General features: G+C 62.5%; 12 protein-coding genes and 1 tRNA gene. 4 read left to right on the plus strand and 9 right to left on the minus strand.

What is annotated here, in order from left to right:
- Positions 1 to 131: 131 nt before the first annotated feature.
- On the minus strand, positions 132 to 563 hold the full coding sequence (locus tag AAAX72_RS00075; RefSeq protein ID WP_349128442.1) for a zinc ribbon domain-containing protein: 432 nt from the start codon (positions 561 to 563) through the stop codon (positions 132 to 134).
- 628 nt (positions 564 to 1,191) lie between these two features.
- Here AAAX72_RS00075 and AAAX72_RS00080 point away from each other — a divergent pair.
- From AAAX72_RS00080 to AAAX72_RS00095, 4 genes are all read left to right on the plus strand, one after another.
- On the plus strand, positions 1,192 to 2,664 hold the full coding sequence (locus tag AAAX72_RS00080) for an NAD(P)/FAD-dependent oxidoreductase (RefSeq protein ID WP_349128443.1): 1,473 nt from the start codon (positions 1,192 to 1,194) through the stop codon (positions 2,662 to 2,664).
- Between the two features lies 1 nt (position 2,665).
- Positions 2,666 to 4,012, plus strand: coding sequence for an FAD-dependent oxidoreductase (locus tag AAAX72_RS00085; protein ID WP_349128444.1), 1,347 nt, complete (start codon positions 2,666 to 2,668; stop codon positions 4,010 to 4,012).
- Positions 4,013 to 4,016: 4 nt separating this feature from the next.
- Positions 4,017 to 4,415 (plus strand): DUF1667 domain-containing protein, encoded by a 399-nt coding sequence (locus tag AAAX72_RS00090; RefSeq protein WP_349128445.1) that lies wholly within the window; start codon positions 4,017 to 4,019, stop codon positions 4,413 to 4,415.
- 465 nt (positions 4,416 to 4,880) lie between these two features.
- Positions 4,881 to 5,969, plus strand: a complete 1,089-nt coding sequence (locus AAAX72_RS00095) for an aminopeptidase P family protein (RefSeq protein ID WP_349128446.1) — start codon at positions 4,881 to 4,883, stop codon at positions 5,967 to 5,969.
- Between the two features lie 107 nt (positions 5,970 to 6,076).
- On the opposite strand, the gene AAAX72_RS00100 is transcribed toward AAAX72_RS00095, so the two are convergent.
- From AAAX72_RS00100 to AAAX72_RS00135, 8 genes are all read right to left on the minus strand, one after another.
- Positions 6,077 to 7,420, minus strand: a complete 1,344-nt coding sequence (locus AAAX72_RS00100) for a bifunctional folylpolyglutamate synthase/dihydrofolate synthase (RefSeq protein ID WP_349128447.1) — start codon at positions 7,418 to 7,420, stop codon at positions 6,077 to 6,079.
- Positions 7,421 to 7,697: 277 nt separating this feature from the next.
- Entirely contained in the window at positions 7,698 to 10,394 is a 2,697-nt protein-coding gene (locus AAAX72_RS00105; protein WP_349128448.1) for a valine--tRNA ligase, read from the minus strand.
- Positions 10,395 to 10,731: 337 nt separating this feature from the next.
- Positions 10,732 to 12,144 carry an ATP-dependent Clp protease ATP-binding subunit ClpX gene (gene clpX, locus AAAX72_RS00110; RefSeq protein ID WP_349128450.1) on the minus strand — a complete coding sequence of 471 codons (1,413 nt, stop codon included), beginning with the start codon at positions 12,142 to 12,144 and terminating at the stop codon, positions 10,732 to 10,734.
- 1 nt (position 12,145) lies between these two features.
- Positions 12,146 to 12,766 carry an ATP-dependent Clp protease proteolytic subunit gene (locus AAAX72_RS00115; protein WP_022095182.1) on the minus strand — a complete coding sequence of 207 codons (621 nt, stop codon included), beginning with the start codon at positions 12,764 to 12,766 and terminating at the stop codon, positions 12,146 to 12,148.
- 162 nt (positions 12,767 to 12,928) lie between these two features.
- Positions 12,929 to 14,230, minus strand: a complete 1,302-nt coding sequence (gene tig / locus AAAX72_RS00120) for a trigger factor (protein WP_349128452.1) — start codon at positions 14,228 to 14,230, stop codon at positions 12,929 to 12,931.
- Positions 14,231 to 14,318: 88 nt separating this feature from the next.
- Positions 14,319 to 14,402 (minus strand) — tRNA-Leu (locus tag AAAX72_RS00125).
- Between the two features lie 427 nt (positions 14,403 to 14,829).
- Positions 14,830 to 17,661 (minus strand): molybdopterin cofactor-binding domain-containing protein, encoded by a 2,832-nt coding sequence (locus AAAX72_RS00130; RefSeq protein WP_349128454.1) that lies wholly within the window; start codon positions 17,659 to 17,661, stop codon positions 14,830 to 14,832.
- Entirely contained in the window at positions 17,661 to 18,575 is a 915-nt protein-coding gene (locus AAAX72_RS00135; protein ID WP_349128456.1) for an FAD binding domain-containing protein, read from the minus strand. Before AAAX72_RS00135 ends, AAAX72_RS00130 begins: the two co-directional genes overlap by 1 nt.
- Positions 18,576 to 18,598 lie beyond the last annotated feature (23 nt).

The raw sequence follows: 18,598 nt of genomic DNA on the forward strand, positions 1-18,598 counted from the left end.
GCACCTTAATGGCACGGCGGGCGATTTTCTACGCATGCTTCATCGTGTGGGGGCGGGACTGCGGGGCGCGCGTGCGGCTTGCGCGTGACGCGCGGCGCCCGTGGCTTGCGGCCGGCCCGGCGATGGATGCGTTACTGAATGCGAGTTCGGCAGTAGGGGCAGACCTTCCAGTGCGCGTCGAGCGGGCGATGGCAGCTGGGGCACACGTTGCGAACCTGGGTGTCGCACACGGGGCAGACGACAAAGTCCTTCTCGATGGGAGCGCCGCACTGCGGGCAGGTGCCGTACTGGGCAAGCTGGCGCTCGCGCAGGGCCATGTCCAGCTCCTGCTCCTCGCGGTCGGCCGCGTAGGAGTGCGGACGCAGAACCAGATAGGCGATGAGGCCCACAAACGGGATGAGGGCGATGATGCCCCATGCCACGTAGGCGCTGGCGCCGCGGCGACGAGCGTCGATGAACACATAGACGACCGACAGCACGTACAGGGCGACGATAAAGCCAACAAAGGCATAGATGACGCCCATAAGCTGCGGCGACATGAGCTCGGAGATGTACTTGGACATTGAGGTGTACCTTTCGGAATATTTACAATCCGGTCAAGTTTACCACGGGGTTTGTTTATATGGGACTACGGTTGGGTACGGGGCTGGCGCGGACACAAACATCTCAATCTGTAACAGATACTCGGCAAAAACAGTCCCAGATGTTACAGATTTAGACAAACCAGTCTCTCCCCGACTTAAATCTCAATCTGTAACATCTAGAACCCAAAAACAGTTCTTACTGTCACAGATCGAGACAACCAGAATCCGTCGGAAAGATTGTCTCGACCTGTAACAGAAAGGAACCAAAAACCCTGCCAGCTGTTACAGATCGAGACATACGAGTAACCCGACGGGCTACCGTCTCGATCTGTAACACGTAGGACCGCAATTCCCCGCCTATCGTTACAAATCGAGATGAACGTGCGCCTGTGGACGCAGCATCTCAATCTGTAACAGGTAACGGCGACGACCGCGATGTTTGGTGGGAAGATCTCGCGGTCTAACGTGGCCAGCATCCGTGCTGGGCCGGCCCGCGCCTGCCGTTGGCGGGTGTTGCGGGGCTGTTCGCCGCATTGCCGCCGCGCCGAGGGCACGCAGACCGTAGGATGGTCTTATTGACAGCCTGTCAACTTGTCTTGGAGGCACCGTGGCAGAAACGTTTGATATCGCGATTGTCGGCGCGGGCATCACCGGATGCGCCATCGCGCGTCAGCTCGCGAGATTTGACCTTACCATTTGCGTGATCGAGGCGGCCAACGACATCGCGCTGGGCGCCTCGAAGGCCAACGGTGGCCTGGTGCACGCTGGCTACGATCCGGCGCCGGGCACGGTAAAGGCGCAGGTCAACGCTCGTGGTTGCGAGTTGTACGGTGCGTGGGCGCAGGAGCTGGGCTTTCTGTTCTGCCGCACCGGGTCGATGGTGCTGGGCTTTAACGACGAGGACCGCACGCATCTGGAGCAGCTGCAGTGCAACGGCCATATCAACGGCGTGCCCGAGCTGTCGATCGTCGGACCCGACCGCATCCACGAATTAGAGCCGCGCGCCAGTGCCGATGCAACGTGCGCGTTGTGGTGCCCCTCGACTGGGTTTGTCGACCCGTTTGAGGTTGCCATCGCCGCGCTGGAGAACGCCGTGGCCAACGGGGTGACGTTTATGCGCTCCGCATCGGTGGAAGCGATCGAGGTAGCTCCCGGCGCTGGCGACGGGAGCGGTGACGGGACCGCTCGCTTTACGCTGGTGACACCGACCGGTGATGTGCGTTGCCGCTATTTGATTAATGCCGCGGGCAACGGCGCCGCAAACATCTCGCATATGGCGGGCGCCGAGGAGTTCCAGATGGTCTGGCGCCAGGGCAACATCGTGGTGCTGGACAAGGAGCCACGTGCGCTCATGCCGCTCTACCCCGTTCCCACGCCGGTTTCCAAGGGCGTCATCGTTACAGGCACCGTCCACGGCAACACGGTGATCACCGCGACCGCCGCCGTGCGCGATCCGGGCGACACGCAGACCTACGCCGGCGACGTTAACGCGCTGCTGACCGGCGCGCGCAAGCTGGTGCCCGATCTGGATACGCGCCGCGTGGTGCGCGCATTTGCCGGCGGGCGTCCGGTCATTCAGGGAACGAACGACTTCTTTATTGGGCAGTCGGCCGTGGTGCCGGGACTGTTCCAGGCGGCAGGCATTCAGTCGCCGGGCGTGGCGAGCGCGCCGGCCATTGCCGAGCGCATGGAGCAGGTTATGCGCGACGCGGGTGTGGTTTTGCGCGAACGGGATGACTGGAACCCAATTCGCCGCGCGCCGGACGACTTTGACCGCGCACCACTGGCGCGCAAGGAGGAGCTGATCGAGTCCGATCCCGCGTGGGGCCAGATTGTCTGCCGCTGCGAGACGGTGCCCGAAGCCGAGATCGTGGCCGCGATCCGACGCCAGCCGGGCGCGGTTTCGGTCGAGGGCGTCAAGCGCCGCTGCCGTGCCGGTATGGGCCGGTGTCAGAGCGGCTTTTGCCAGAGCCGCGTGGTGGCGATTCTGACGCGCGAGTTGGGCTGCAACCCTAGCGAGGTATTACTGGAGGACGCCGGCTCCTGGTTGGTCGAGGGACCTTTGAAGGGGGTGCGCTAGGATGGAGGAGTTCAAATCGAGTGCGATTGATTGCGGCGTCGTAGAAGCCGTACAAACGCAAGCCTTCGACGTGGTCGTTATCGGCGGCGGGCCTGCAGGCATGGCGGCCGCGCTGGCCGCGCATAAGGCCGGCGCACGCGTGGCCATCGTGGAGCGCGAGCAGCACCTGGGCGGCATCCTCCGCCAGTGCATCCACCCCGGCTTTGGCCTGTCGCACTTTAAACAGGAACTCACCGGTCCCGAATACGCACAGCGCTTTATCGACCAGGTGCGCGCAACCGACATTACGCTGTTCCTGGACTGCATGGTGATTGGGATTGATTCGGGCGAGCCTACGGAAGACAACGCGGTCCATACCGTCACGCTCATGAATCCCTCCGGTATGCTGCAGCTCACCGGGCGCGCGGTCATCCTTGCCATGGGTTGTCGCGAGCGCACGCGCAGCGAGATCAAGATTCCCGGCAGTCGTCCCGCCGGCGTGTTTACGGCCGGCCTGGCGCAGCGATACATCAATATCGAAAACCTCAAACCCGGCTCGCGTGCCGTCATCTTGGGCTCAGGCGACATCGGGCTTATCATGGCGCGCCGCTGCACGCTCGAGGGGATTTCGGTCGAGGGCGTGTACGAGCTCATGCCGTACGCTAACGGCCTGCGCCGCAATGTGAAGAACTGCCTGAACGACTTTGGCATTCCGCTGCACCTGTCCACCACCGTCACACGCGTGATCGGGCACGACCGCGTGGAAGCCGTCGAGGTAAGCCAAGTCGACGAGCGCCTGGCGCCCATTCCGGGGACCGAGCGCATCGTTCCGTGCGACACACTGCTGCTTTCGGTGGGCTTGATTCCCGAGAACGAGCTTTCGGTTGCCGCTGGCGTAGAGCTTGACCCGCGAACGCGCGGCGCCGTGGTGGACCAGAGCCTGCAAACGGGCGTGCCGGGCATCTTTGCCTGCGGCAACGTGCTGCACGTGCACGACCTGGCCGACAACGTAACGACCGAGTCCGAGAGGGCTGGCGCAGCTGCAGCGGCGTACGCGCTGGGGACCGGCGCGGGCACCGTTCCGGACTGGGAGCTCACGGTCTCCCCTGCCGGCATCGCGGGCTACGCGCTGCCGGGACGCATTACGACTGTGACACTCACCAGACTCAACTTCCGTGTGCGCCGACCGGTCGATGCCGCCCGCGTGCGTATTCTAGCAGGCGACGAGGAACTACTTACAGGCAAGGTCCGCCCGTTTAAACCGAGCGTCATGGAGAGCCTCCCGCTGCCGCCAAAGGTGATTCAGCGCGCACTCGACCTAGGTGCTAGCGAAATTGTCCTGTCCGTCGATCCCATCGAGGAGGCGTAAGACCATGAGCATAAACGCGATCGAAACGTTGCAGTTCAACTGCACAACCTGCCCATCTGAGTGCCTCCTGACCGTAGAGGTAGAGCGTGACGAAGACGGCGCCGTGGTAGAAGTGCGCTCCGTAACCGGCAACAACTGCCCGCGCGGCGATAAGTTCGCGCATCAGGAGCTCACCTGCCCCATGCGCGTGCTCACCACCACCGTGGCCGTCTCCGGCGGCGACGAAGCCCTGCTCCCCGTGCGCACATCCGAAGCCATCCCGCTGACCCTCCACGCCCAAGCCATGGACCTCATCCGAGGCCTAATCGTCAAAGCCCCCATCCGCATGGGCGACGTCGTCCTCCCCGACCTCCTCAACACCAACATCAACCTAATCGCCAGCATGGACATCGACCCAGCCTAAGCAGCTCATTTAGAACGGGGCTTTTAGTTACGCTGCCATCCATCCCACCCCTCCTCAATTGCGGTGAAATAGTTCCTGATTTCCGCCAAAACCCCGGCATCCAGGAACTATTCCACCGCAACTATCCTTGGGATCGGTATTCAGCTTGTGCCTACTTTAGTGCCATTTCAAAACTATGCCGGATTACGGGACCGATTCGGAGACCCCCATCCATACCGGCCATTTTCAATTTTTGACAAGCCATCTATATGCGGTTTTAATTTCGCGATTTTTGCCATGGTCAAGTAATACAGGTCCAGCCCCGTAATCCGCCATACTTTTGAAACCAGCCCATTTGGGACGGGCCTCTTATGGCTACTTTTACCTATTAGCCCGCAAGTTTGACGCAGCTAAAATAGCCCCGTCCCAAATTGACTACCCTGGCATTGGGGATACCATGGTGGCAACCAAGCGAAAGGATGTTTCATGGCACATGTCGATGACCAGCGCGTGGCGCGCGTGCTCGATGCGCTCGAGGCTCAGCACCCCGGTGCGCAGTTGCTCATAAATGACCCTTGGTCGATCTACTATCTGACCGGTTTTTATGCCGATATGTTCGAGCGTTTTTGCGGCGCGCTGCTCGCACGCGGTAGCGAGCCCGTGACCCTGGTCAACGCGCTGCATCAGCTGCCCGAGTATGACAATGCGCGCGTTGCCTACCACACCGATACCGACGTCGTGGCCGACGCCATCGCTCGCGAGGTCGATCCGAACAAACCGCTCGGCATCGACACCGTCATGCGTTCCGGCTTTTTGATGCCACTCATGGAGCGCCACGCAGCCAGCGAGTTTTTCCTGGGCGACTTTGCCGTCACCGCCGCGCGCACCCACAAGGATGACGCCGAACAGGAGCTCATGCGCGCGTCCTCGGCCGCTAACGACGCCGTGATGGCCGACGCTATCAAGCTCGTTCACGAGGGCGTGACGGAACGCGAAATTGCCGACCAGATGCTCGGCCTGTATCGCAAGCACGGCTGCGAGGGCTTTAGCTTTCCGCCCATCGTGAGCTTTGGTGCTAACGCCGGCGACCCGCACCACGAGCCCGACGACACCGTGCTCAAGCGCGGCGACGTGGTGCTGTTCGACATTGGCGGGCGTCGTCGCAACTACTGCTCGGACATGACGCGCACGTTCTTTTGGGGCGATCCGGACGAGGAGACGGCGCGCATCTACGACATCGTGCGCCGCGCCAACGAGGCCGCCGAGGCACTCATCGCACCGGGTGTGCGCATGTGCGACCTGGACCGCGCCGCGCGCGATGTGATTGAAGACGCGGGCTATGGGCGGTACTTTACGCATCGCCTGGGCCACTCGATCGGTCTTCAGGACCATGAGCCGGGCGACGTCTCGCTGGTCAACGAACAGGTTATCGAGCCAGGCATGACGTTCTCCATCGAGCCGGGCATCTACCTCCCCGGCCGCACCGGCGTCCGCATCGAGGACTTGGCCCTAGTTACCGAGTCCGGCGTCGAGATTCTCAACGCATACCCCCACGATCCCGTCCGCCTAGACTAGCCTGGTCCCCAAGCCCCCAAACTAAGTTGCGGTGGAATAGTTCCTGGATGGGCTGCTAGAGCCCAAAAACAGGAACTATTTCACCGCAACTGATGAGGGGGTATGGGTTAACGGAGCAAGCCGGCCACTTCGCCGGCTAGGGTGATGGTGCCGGCTGCTACGAAGGACTCGCCGGCGGCATCGAGGGCCGCGAGGGCCTCGGACACGCTGGGGTACACGCCAGCGAGCTTATCCGCCTCCACCAGGGCAGCGAGCTCCTCTGCCGGCAGGGCGCGGTCGGAATCGGTCTGGGTCACGACCACGCGGGGGAAGGCCGGAACAAGCACGTCGACGATGCCTGCCACGTCCTTATCGGCCAGCGCGGCGCATAGCAGCGTGGGGCGATTCTCTACGCACGGATCGATCTCGTCCAGTGCGCTCACAAAGTTCTCGCAGCTCTGGGGGTTATGGCAAGCGTCGATCAGTTTGAGCGGATCGGTTCCCAGCACATCAAAGCGACCCGGCGTGGGGCAGCCCATAAGAGAAACGTCGAGCGCATCATGGTCGAGCTCGCGACCCAGATAGCCCTCGCACAGCATAATCGCGCACGCGGCATTCTGCGGCTGATACGCCGGCTTAACCATCCTCGACGTATAGATCGCGCGCGGCGTGGTGCAGCTAAACTCCACCGTATCACCAACGTGTGCCGGAACCTTTGTTGTGGCATAGTTCACCACGAGCGGCACCACACCGCATTCGCGGCAACGGGCATCCATCACGCGCTGAACGCTCGCCTCATGGGTACCCTCGCCCAAAACAACCAAACGCCCAGGCTTAATAACAGCAGCTTTCTCCCCCGCAATTGCCTCGAGCGTATCGCCAAGGACCTTCATATGGTCGAGTCCAATGCCCGTAATGGCGACGGCCACGGGATCGGTCGCACTCGTAGCATCCCATCGTCCGCCCATGCCAACCTCAAGCACGGCCACGTCCACGCAAGCCTCGGCAAACATAGTCAAGCCGGCCACGGACAAAAGATCGAAGGGCGTAATAGAACGAAGCTCCTCACCCGCCGCCTCACGACGCGCATTGAGACGACGACCCGCCTCATACGCCGCAGAGACACCATGGGCAAAGACCTCGTCTGAGACGACCTTTCCGTCAATCTCCATACGCTCGGGATAGCGCACCAGATGAGGAGAAGTAAAGAGTGCCGTCTTAAGGCCCTCACCACGAAGAATGGCAGCCGAGAATCGCGTTGTCGAGGTCTTTCCATTGGTACCGGCTATCTGGACACAATCATAGAACTCGTCAGGACGACCAAGCTCATCGAGCATCTCGACGACGGTCTCGAGCAGCGGCGTGGAATAACGCGCAATCTTGCCCGTATCGGCCGCAAGTGCAACAGCCTCATCAAAAGCAAGCTCCGGAACCTCAAACGGCACCGTATACAACCCAGAACGCTTTGCCATAGCCAAAGTCCCCTCAACATAAAAAGAGGCCCGTAAGCAACAACGAGCCCCTCCCATTCAAAATATCAGCCAAACACCGCTTTGCAGCGACCTCAAGGCCACAAACCAGTGGCCCTAACAGGCAGATGCAAACAACCACGTAAACGCTATGGGAGCGGTTTGGGGCTTTGCTCGATACAAGTTCCGCACGAGCCGAAGGCCACTTAATGTGGCCTTCGTGCGAGCAGGACTGTCCGCAGTAGCGAGCAAAGCCCCAAACCGCGTCCCCCAGTACCGCCTACGAGAAGTCAGCAACCTGCGAGTTCAACGCCGCCAGGATCTCCTTGAGCTCAGCTGCACGGTCCCTCTTCTTCTGGACCACCGCGGGCGCGGCCTTAGCCACAAAGCCCTCATTGGCGAGCGTCTTCTCACAGCCGGCGAGCTCCTTCTGGGCCGCGGCAATCTCCTTCTCCAGGCGCGCCTTCTCGGCCGAAAGGTCGACCTTGCCCTCGAGCACCACAAAGACCTCGACGCCGCTGTCGACCACGGCGATGCTCGCGGCCGGCTTCTCAACGTCGGTGCCCATGACCAGCGAGGCGGTGTTCGCCAGCGGTTCAATGGTCGAGCGAAGGCTCTCAAGCTTCTCGATATCCTCGGCACCGGCGCGCACGACCACGTCGAGCTCGGCCTTGGGGCTCAAGCGATAACGCGAACGCGTGGCGCGTGCGGCGGAAACGACGGCGCGGCACAGATCAAACGCGCGCTCGGCGGACTCGTCGACGTACTTGGCGTAGTCGGCGGGCTCGGGCCACTTGGCGATCATGAGCGCCTCGGCGCGGTTCACGTTGCCCTCGGCGTCCAGGTCGAGCACGCTCGCCGGCATGTTGTCCCAGATCTCCTCGGTGACAAACGGCATGAGCGGGTGCATCAGGCGAATGGAGGTGTCGAGCACAAAGATCAGGTTGCGTTGGGCCTGCAGACGGCCCTCGCCCTTCAGGCGGGCCTTGGTGACCTCGACGTACCAGTCGCAGACCTCATTCCAGAAGAACTGCTGCACGCCGCGAGCCATGTCGCCAAAGGTGTAGTTCTCGATGCCCTCGGTGACCATCTTGACGGCCTTGGCCAGGCGGCTGAACATCCAAGCGTCGGCCGGCGTCTCCACGACGGGCTCGCCGGGCGTGTAGCCCTCCATGTTCATGAGCAGGAAGCGGCTGGCGTTCCAGATCTTGGTCACAAACGACTTGGCCTGGTCGGTACGCGGGCTGTCGATGAGCTTCTTGGTCTTCTTGTCGATGTTCGCGTCAAACTTGACGTCCTGGTTGTTGGTGCACAGCGTCAGCAGGTTGTAACGCATGGCGTCGGCGCCGTACATACCGATGAGGTCCATGGGGTCAACGCCGTTGCCCTTGGACTTGGACATGCGGCTGCCGTCCTTGGCCAGAATCGTCGGGTAGATGACGACGTCCTTAAACGGCACCTCGTCCAGGAAGTACAGCGAGCTCATAACCATGCGGGCGACCCACAGCGCGATGATGTCGCGCGCGGTGACGAGCGCCGTCGTGGGGTGATGGCCCTCGAGTAGCTCCGGCTTTTGCGGCCAGCCCTGCGTGGCAAAGGTCCACAGCTGCGAGCTGAACCAGGTGTCCAGCACGTTCTCGTCCTGGTGCACGTGATGGCCGCCGCACTTGGGGCACACGTCGGTGTCCTCGGTAAGGGCGTCCTCCCAGCCGCAGTCCTCGCAGTAGAACACGGGGATGCGGTGGCCCCACCACAGCTGGCGGCTGATGCACCAGTCCTTGAGGTTCTCCATCCAGGTGGTGTAGGTCTGCGTCCAGCGCGCGGGGTGGAAGGTGACCTTGCCGGAGTTGACGGCGTCGAGCGCCGGCCCCTTGAGCTTGTCGACGGCCACAAACCACTGCTCGGAAAGCCACGGCTCCAGCGCGGCGTCGCAACGGTAGCAGTGCATGACGGAGTGGTCGTGGTCCTCGACGTGATCGAGCAGGTCATGCTCCTCAAACCACTTAATGACGGCCTCGCGGCACTCCTCGCGGGTCATGCCGGTAAACTCGCCATAGCCCTCGACGACCACCGCGTGCTCGTCGAAGATATTGATCTGCGGCAGGTCGTGGGCCTGACCCATGGCGTAGTCGTTGGGGTCGTGGGCCGGGGTGACCTTGACAAAGCCGGAGCCAAAGTTGGCGTCGACATGCCAATCTTCAAAGATGGGGATCTCGCGGTCGACGATGGGGAGCTTGACGGTCTTACCCACAAAGGCGGCCTTCTCGGGGTCCTTCGGGGAGACGGCGACGCCCGTGTCGCCGAGCATGGTCTCGGGGCGCGTGGTGGCGACGACGATGTAGTCCTGGCCGTTGACCGGCTCGGTCAGCGGGTAGCGCAGGTGCCACAGGTGGCCCTTCTCGTCCTTGTACTCGGCCTCGTCGTCCGAGATGGCAGTGGTGCAGTTGGGGCACCAGTTGACGATGCGCTTGCCACGGTAGATCAGACCGTCGTGGTACCAGTCGCAAAACACCTTGCGCACGGCCTGGGCGTAGTCCTCGTCCATGGTGAAGCGCTCGTTATCGAAGTCGACGGAGCAGCCCATGCGCTTGATCTGCTCGACGATGATGCCGCCGTACTCGTGGGTCCAGTCCCAGCAGGCGTCGACAAACTTGTCGCGACCGATCTCCAGGCGGCTGATGCCCTCGCTCTTGAGTTTCTTGTCAACCTTGGTCTGTGTGGCGATACCGGCGTGATCGGTGCCGAGTACCCAGCGCGTGGACTTGCCGCGCATGCGGGCCATGCGGATGATGGCGTCCTGGATGGAGTCGTCGGTGGCGTGACCCATATGGAGCTTGCCGGTCACGTTGGGAGGCGGAATGGTGACGGTGCAGTCGCCCACGCCCTCACGGCGCTTGTAGTAGCCGCCGTCGAGCCACTTCTGCAGGATCGCCGGCTCGTTGGTCGACGGATCGTAGTTCTTGGGCATTTCTTCCATATATTTCTCCCTTGCCCGTCGGCGTGTCCGCCTGCTTGGTTTTCGCTCGGTCAGGTCCTGACTCGCACGAAGAGCACATTAAGTGCTCATCGGCTCGTGCGGAATCTACGAAAACCAAGCAGGCGGACACGCCTTAGGTATCGATTACTTCAGTCTGAAGGTACTAACTTGACAATCTCACAGAATAGCACAGGCATACCTGCCAAAAAGGGACAGGTTTATTTTGGTCGGTTTTATCAGGGGAAACGACATTTGCCCATATAAAACCGACCAAAATAAACCTGTCCCTAAATGGCAGGCCCCGCGGTGGTTGCCGCGGGGCCTGGATTCAAGCTATTTACCCGTAGATGCGCTGGGGTTGTTCTTCGCCCTTTACGGAGGCTTCGGTCACGACGACCTTGGAAACGCCCTCCTCGCTGGGGAGGTCGAACATCGTCTGCTGCAGCACGTCCTCGCAGATGGAACGCAGGCCGCGGGCGCCGGTCTTGCGGGCAAGCGCCATGCGGGCGATCTCGTGCAGGGCCGCGTCCTCAAACTCAAGCTCGACGTCCTCGAGCTGGAACATCTTGCGGTACTGACGCACCACGGCGTTCTTGGGCTCGGTCAGGATAGACACCAGGTCGTCCTCGTCGAGTGCCTGCGTCTGGGTGACGACGGGCGTACGGCCCACGAACTCGGGAATCATGCCAAAGGCGTTGAGGTCCTGCGGGAGCACCTGACGCAGCAGGTCGTTCTCGTCGACCGAGGTGGGGCCGGCGATCTCGGAGTTAAAGCCCACGCCCTTGTTGCCCACGCGGTCGGCGATGATCTTATCCAGGCCCACAAAGGCACCGCCGCAGATAAACAGGATGTTGGTCGTGTCGATCTGCAACAGTTCCTGCTGGGGATGCTTGCGGCCGCCAGTGGGCGGAACGCTTGCCACCGTGCCCTCAAGAATCTTCAGCAGTGCCTGCTGAACACCCTCGCCCGAGACATCGCGGGTGATGGAGAGGTTCTCGGCCTTGCGGGCGATTTTGTCGATCTCGTCCACGTAGATGATGCCCACCTGCGCGCGCTCGATATCGCCATCGGCGGCGTTGATGAGCTTGAGCAGGATGTTCTCAACGTCCTCGCCAACGTAGCCAGCCTCGGTGAGCGCGGTGGCGTCGGCGATGGCAAACGGTACCTCGAGGATGCGCGCAAGCGTCTGGGCCAGCAGCGTCTTACCGGTACCGGTGGGGCCGAGCAGCAAGATGTTGGACTTGGCGAGCTCCACCTCGTCCATGTCGTCGTTAAACTGGGCCCCCATACCCGAGGCCTCGTCAAAGGCGGACACCGCGGCACCGCCCTCGATCACGCGACGGTAGTGGTTGTACACGGCCACCGACATGGCGCGCTTGGCGTCCTCCTGGCCCATAACATAGGCCGAAAGCTCGTCATAGATCTCGTGCGGCGTCGGCACGTGCGTGATGACCTGACGGTCGTCCTCGAGCTCAAAACCCTCCGTCTCGGGGTCAACGGCGGGCTGGGACGCAGTCTGGCCGTGGTCGTTGAGGAAGCCCGGCAGCTTGCCGTTGCGGGCGGCGTCCATAAAGTCCGAAGCCAGCGACTCCTCAAGAATCTCGGAGCAGGCAGCGACGCACTCGTCACAGATAAAGATGTTGGTCGGGCCCTTTACAAGACGACGGACCTGGCCCTGCTCTTTTCCGCAGAAGGAGCAGCGGATGGGGTTGCCGTTCTCGTCAAAGTTGTCCTGCATGTTACCTGCCATCCTAGGCGTCCTTCGCGGCGAGATCGCGCGAGGTAACGATACGGTCGATCAGGCCGTAGTCGAGGGCCTCGGCAGCGGTCAGGTAGTTGTCGCGCTCGGTATCGGCCTGGACCTTCTCGATCGGCTGGCCCGATGCGTCGGACAGGATCTGGTTGAGCTCGCGACGGGTCTTCTTGATCTCCTCGGCCACGATCTCGATCTCGGTCTGCTGGCCCTGGGCACCGCCGCTGGGCTGGTGAATCATGACCTTGGAGTGCGGCAGGCAGAAGCGCTTGCCCTTGGCGCCCGCCGAAAGCAGCACGGCGGCCATGGACGCGGCCATACCGACGCAGATGGTGGAGACCTGCGGCTTAATGAAGTTCATGGTGTCCAGAATCGCCAGGCCAGAGTAGACCTCGCCACCGGGCGAATTGATGTAGAGCGAGATATCCTTCTCGGCATCCTGGCTCTCAAGATGCAGCAGCTGGGCAACGACCAGGTTGGCGCTGACGGAGTTGATCTCCTCGCCCAAGAAGATAATGCGGTCGTTGAGCAGGCGCGAATAGATATCGTAGCTGCGCTCGCCGCGCGGCGTCTGCTCGATAACGTATGGCACGAGGGCGGAATCGAACTTAGCGATCATACGCATCTCCATTTCTCTTACGGACCAATAGTGGTTCTAGACAAACGTACGGTGCCCGCATGCTATGCATTGGCTGGCACCGTACGAAGCAACCGGATAACCGGTGTATAACTTTACCCCATCACGGGCGCATCCATGCGCTCGCGGGCAAGGTGGCGAGAATTACTCGGCGTCCTTGGCGGTCTCGTCGACCTCGGTCACCTTGGCGTTCTCGACCAGGTGGTCGACGGCCTTGGAACGACGGATGGACTCGCGGACCGCCGGCATGCGGCCATCAGCGATGAACTCGGCCTTGGAAGCCTCGACGTCCTTGACGCCGGCCTTCTCAAACTCGGCGTTGATGTCGTCCTCGGTGACCTCGATCTTGAGCTCACGGGCGAGAGCGTCGAGCGCCAGGGACTCACGGGCAACGTCGTTGGCCTGCTTGTGCAGGTCGCCGATGAACTGCTCCATGGTCAGGCCGGAAGCGGGCAGCCAGGTGTCGAGCGTCATGCCACGGGCAGCGAGGTTAGACAGGAAGTTCTGGCCAAGCTCCTCAAAGACGGACTGCTCGTAGTCGGCGTCCATCTCGTCGAGCTGCAGGCGCTCGGCGAGAGCGGAGACGCAACGGTTCTCCTTCTCGGCCGGGAGGCGGGAAGCCTTGTCCTGCTCGATCTCGATCTTGATGGCGTCGCGCATAGCATCGATGCTGTCGAAGCCAAAGTCGGACTTGACGAGCTCGTCGGTGAGCTCGGGGGTGTTGCGGACCTTGATGCCCTTGACGGTGACCTCGACAGTGTGGGTCTCGGCCTCCTCGCCCTCCTCGACCTCGTCGGTCCAGGTGACGGTCTTGACGTCGTCAACGTTGGCGCCGATCAGGGCCTCGTTGAACTCCTTGGGGTTGCTGTCGCTACCGGCGATGAGCATGCGGCCCTCAGCGGCGAAGTTGTCGGCGTTCTCGACGGCCTTGAGGTCGACGGTAACGTAGTCCTCGGCCTCGACGGCGCGGCCCTCGACGTCCTCGAAGGTAGCGCGGTAGTTGAGGAGCATCTCGACCTGGTTGTTGATCTCGGACTCGGTGACCTCCGCAGGAGGCATCTCGATCTCAACGGCGTCGAAGGAGGAGAGCTCAGCAGCAGGACGCAGGGAGAACTCGACGGTGTAGGTGTAGTCCTCGTGATCCTTAGCGAGGTCGAGCTCCTTGTAGTCACCGCTCTTGGTGGGGACGATGTCCAGCTCGTTGAGGACGACGGGCTCGTTGGCGGCGATCAGGTCGTTGGTGGCCTGAGCGAGGGTAGCCTCGGCGCCAAGAGCAGAGTCGATGACCGGACGGGGAGCCTTACCGGCGCGGAAGCCCGGGAAGCGGTACTTCTTGGCGGTGTCCTTGTAGGCCTTCTTGATCGCGGCGTCGACGTCGGCGGCCGGGATGGTGACCGTAGCGGTGAGCTTGGCGTCCTTGACGTCAGAAGCGGTGATGTTCAACACGTTCCTCCTCATACTGCCCAGCTTATCTGAGGTGCTGGTACCTTTATGCAACAAAGTGTCGCGACGGCGGGAGCCGACGCAGGTGCGATGGTGCGGGCGAAAGGACTCGAACCTTCACGGGAATCCCACCAGAACCTAAATCTGGCGCGTCTACCAATTCCGCCACGCCCGCATGAGCGCACAGACTAGGAATGATAGCAGATACGAACGACAAGCGCACGCACACCTTTTATAGGCTCACGACCTCACCACGAGTACGCATCGGATCCCCCGCCGCCCCATCGAAGTTGCGGTGGAATAGGGACTGTTTGGGGCTCCAGTCCTCCAAAACAGTCCCTATTCCACCGCAACTTCGGTGGGACTCGGCAGTCTGGCGGTGCTGGCCATGTGCCGGAAAGCGTGTCCCGGTTTGGGGCCTCGGAATGGGACACGATTTCCGCTATAGCCATCAACCGGAAACTGCAACCCGTTTTGAGCCCCTATTCCGGGATGCACTTTCCGCCGAGGGCCTCAAACGGAAACTGCAGCCCACAATTCGGTCGAAAAGTGGGCTGCAGTTTCCCAGGGCTAGGCAAAGAGCGGCGGATGCGTCGCCTCGCCTACTCCCCCAGCAGGGCCTTCTCGGGCGTGATCGGCAGCGAGCGAACCTGATGTCCGGTGGCGTGCGCCACGGCCGAGGCTACTGCGGCGAGCGGCGTGTTGATGACGACCTCGCCGATCGACTTGGCGCCAAACGGGCCCGTCGGCTCGTAACTCGGCTCAAAGGCCACGCGAATGCTGCCGATATCCAGGCGCGTGGGCAACTTGTAGCTCATAAAGTTGCCGGTGCGCAGGCGGCCGCGCTCATCATGCTCGACGATTTCGTAGAGCGCGTGGCCGATACCCTGGGCAATGCCGCCCTCGGCCTGGACGCGCGCGAGCGCCTCGTTGATCACGGTGCCGCAGTCCACAGCCGCCGCGTAGTCCACCACAGTCACCTTGCCGGTGGCCTTGTCGACCTCGACCTCGGCAATGCCGGCCATAAACGGCGGGGGCGAAACGGGCAGGCAGGCAGAGGCATGCAAGGTGAGCGCGTCGCCGCCTGCGATGTTCTTGACGCACAGGTTGGCAAAGTCGCGCAGCGTGAGGTAGCGGTTCTGCTCACGCGCGGCACGCTCGTCGGACAGGCGCACGTACTGACCATCAAAGACCACGTCGGCGGCGTCCACGTCCCACATCTGGGCGGCCTTGGCGCAGATCTTCTCACGCAGCTCGGTCGCGGCGTTCTTGGCGGCAAGGCCCGTCACGTACGTACCCGAACTCGCGTACGAGCCGGCATCGAACGGCGACACGTCGGTGTCCACGCCGCGTACCACGATCATTGAACTCTCCACGCCCAGCTCCTCGGCGGCAATCTGCGCCAGGATCGTGTCGACGCCCATGCCGTTATCGGTGGCGCCGGTGCCAATGGTAATGAAGCCGTCCTCTTCCAAGCGCATGTCGATGCCGGCGATGTCGACATTGGAGATGCCCGAGCCCTGCATGGTGAGCGCGCAGCCCAGGGCGCGCACGCGGTCGCCCAGGTCGACGGCTAGCGGTTTGTCGCGCCAGCCGATCATGTCCATCGCGCGCAGCAGGCAGCGATCGAGCGCGCAGGCATTGAGCTTCTCGTTGTAGTACTGCGGCATGGTCTCGCCCTCGCGCACGATGTTCTTAAGGCGCAGGTCGGCGGGGTCCATGTGCAGCATGTCGGCGAGCTCGTTGACGGCACTCTCCACGGCAAATTGACCCTGAGTGGCACCGTAGCCACGATACGCGCCGCCGCGGTTGGTATTGGTGTAGACGGCGTCCCACCTAAAGCGGCTCGCCTTCACATGGTTGTAGATGGGCAGGCTCTTGTGGCCCGAAAGGCCGATCGTCGTGGTGGCGTGCTCGCCATAGGCGCCGGCGTTGGACAGCGTGTGCAGATCGATGGCCGTGATGGTGCCGTCGTTCATGGCGCCCAGCTTAACGGTCATCTGCATCTGGTGGCGCGAGTTGCCCGCGGTGATGGTCTCCTCGCGCGTGTAGCAGCAGTAGCTCGGACGGCCGGTCTGCTGGGTCACGAACGCCACGAAGATCTCGCAGCAGCCCGTCTGCTTGGAGCCAAAGCCGCCGCCGATGCGCGGCTTAATGACCTGCACCTGCGACTGCGGAATGTCGAGCGACTGCGCGACCATGCGGCGCACGTGGAAGGGCACCTGCGTCGAGGTGGTCACCGAGACACGCCCAAACGCGTCGGTCGTCGCGAAGGCGCGGAAGGTTTCCATGGGCGCGGTCTGCGTGGCCTGGCTGGTGTAGGTGCGCTCAAAGACGATGTCGCTCTGGGCGAAGGCCTCGTCAAGGTTGCCAAAATCGCTGGTACCGCTGCACACCAGGTTGCGCGGAACGTCGCCGCCCTGCGGAAACATAAAGGTCACGTCGCCCTCGGGGTGAACCACGATGTCGTTATCGAGCGCCTTGGTAAAGTCGAGCAGGGGCTCAAGCACCTCGTAGTCGACCTTGATGAGCTTGAGCGCCTTGTCGGCGGCCTCCTCAGTCTCGGCGGCGACGATCGCCACCTCCTCGTTTTGGTAACGGACGAGGTTCTCGAGAATTAGGCGGTCGTAGGGACTCGGCTGCGGATAGCTCTGGCCAGCGATGGTAAAGCGGCGCTTGGGCACGTCCTCATAGGTGTAGACGCCCACGACGCCGGGCACCTTCAGGGCGCGCGACGTATCGATGGAGCGGATCTTGGCGCGGGCATAGGGGCTGCGCTTGAGTTTGACGATGAGCGCGCCGGCGGGCACCATATCGCCCGTGTAGACGGGACGGCCCTCGAGCAGGGCCTTCGAGTCCTTCTTGGGCTGCTTGTGGGTAATCTGCTTGTAGGTGACGCCGTCGCAGCTGGTTTCGTTGACCGGCAGCTCGGACATCTCGAAGCCCACCTGCACGCCAGACTCGTTGAGGAAGCGGACGATGGCGCGCAGCTGGCTCTCATAGCCGCTGCAGCGGCAGAGGTTGCCGGCGAGCTGGCGCGAGAGTTCCTCGCGCGTGGCGACGAGGCTCGGGTCCTCCTTGGCGGCGCGGGCAAGCGCCAGCACGTTCATGATGAGGCCGGGGGCGCAAAAACCGCACTGCTCGGCGCCTTCGGCAGCCATTGCGCGGGCGAGCGCCTCGGACTCGGCCTTGAGGCCCTCGAGCGTGGTGACGGAGCGGCCCTCAACACGGGCGGCGGGAACCGAGCAGCTCAGCACCGGGTCGCCGTCGAGCCACACCGTGCACAGACCGCAGTTGGTGGTCTCGCAGGCGCAGCGCACCGACGCGCAGCCCTGCTCGCGCAGCAGCGCAAAGAGCATGGTATCGGGGGCAATCTGAACCTTGACCTTGCGGCCGTTGAGCGTAAAGGAAAGATCGATGAGTTTGGCAGCCATTAGCGCACCTCGCTAGAATCGACGCCGGGCACGCGGCGGCAGGAATACTCGTCCGTGGCAAACTTGGGGACCTGCACGGTCTCGAGCTCGCGGGCAAGCGCGGCAGAAAGCTCGATGCCGGCGGCGCGGCGCACAGCCTGAATCGCCAGCGGGGCCGAGATGCGACGGCGGTACTCAGCCGAACCCCACAGGTTGGTGCCGTAGCTCAGGGCACGCACGGATACGGCCAGTGTGCGTAGCTCGTCCTCGGAAGGCTGCTCGCTCACCAGGCCACATGCCTCGCCCTGCAGCAGGGTCGCGCGCAGCGGGCGGGCGCCCACGGTGACGTGCCAGGAGCCGTTCCACCAGGCGGCGGTGACGTTGAGCGAGGGGAAGTCGGTCGCAGCCTTGCGCACGGCCTCGTAGCTCGCGCGGTAATCGTGCTTGACGACCACGACATGCTCAATAACATCGCGCACGTAGCCCATGTCAACGAACTCCGCGAGCGGCACGCGGCCGGCGCCCGTCAGCTCAACGTAAGAATCAAGAGCGAGGAAGGCGGAGAGCACGTCCGAGAAGCCAAAGCGACCGTAGATGCTGCCGCCCACCGTGGCGGTGTTGCGCAGCTGCACGCCCACGATATCGTGGACGGCGAACTCAAAGACGTTGTTGACAAGCGCGTTGAGCTCAACATGGCGCTCGAGCTGGCGCAGGGTGCACATGGCGCCGATGCGAAACTCGGTCTCGGTCTCCTCGATCTGATCGAGTCCGCAGGCCGAAAGGTCAATCGCCGTCGCCACGCGACGCGAACCCAGGCGCATCCAGATGCCGCCGCCCACAATCTTGTTGTTGCGGTTCTTCTGTAAGAGCTCATAGGCTTCGGCCGCGTTTCCAACACGGACGTAGGTACCGAACTTGAGCACGTTCTCCCCCATCTCTCCACTTGTCCAATACTTTT

The sequence above is a fragment of the Collinsella sp. CLA-ER-H8 genome (assembly GCF_040092335.1).
Lineage (GTDB): Bacteria > Actinomycetota > Coriobacteriia > Coriobacteriales > Coriobacteriaceae > Collinsella.

Excerpts from the sequence above, each read along its gene's own strand:
- AAAX72_RS00115 (WP_022095182.1), bottom strand. The coding sequence starts at position 12,766 with ATGATCGCTAAGTTCGATTCCGCCCTCGTGCCATACGTTATCGAGCAG.
- AAAX72_RS00085 (WP_349128444.1), top strand. The coding sequence starts at position 2,666 with ATGGAGGAGTTCAAATCGAGTGCGATTGATTGCGGCGTCGTAGAAGCC.
- AAAX72_RS00090 (WP_349128445.1), top strand. The coding sequence starts at position 4,017 with ATGAGCATAAACGCGATCGAAACGTTGCAGTTCAACTGCACAACCTGC.
- AAAX72_RS00095 (WP_349128446.1), top strand. The coding sequence starts at position 4,881 with ATGGCACATGTCGATGACCAGCGCGTGGCGCGCGTGCTCGATGCGCTC.
- AAAX72_RS00075 (WP_349128442.1), bottom strand. The coding sequence starts at position 563 with ATGTCCAAGTACATCTCCGAGCTCATGTCGCCGCAGCTTATGGGCGTC.
- AAAX72_RS00100 (WP_349128447.1), bottom strand. The coding sequence starts at position 7,420 with ATGGCAAAGCGTTCTGGGTTGTATACGGTGCCGTTTGAGGTTCCGGAG.
- AAAX72_RS00135 (WP_349128456.1), bottom strand. The coding sequence starts at position 18,575 with ATGGGGGAGAACGTGCTCAAGTTCGGTACCTACGTCCGTGTTGGAAAC.
- AAAX72_RS00105 (WP_349128448.1), bottom strand. The coding sequence starts at position 10,394 with ATGGAAGAAATGCCCAAGAACTACGATCCGTCGACCAACGAGCCGGCG.
- clpX (WP_349128450.1), bottom strand. The coding sequence starts at position 12,144 with ATGGCAGGTAACATGCAGGACAACTTTGACGAGAACGGCAACCCCATC.
- AAAX72_RS00130 (WP_349128454.1), bottom strand. The coding sequence starts at position 17,661 with ATGGCTGCCAAACTCATCGATCTTTCCTTTACGCTCAACGGCCGCAAG.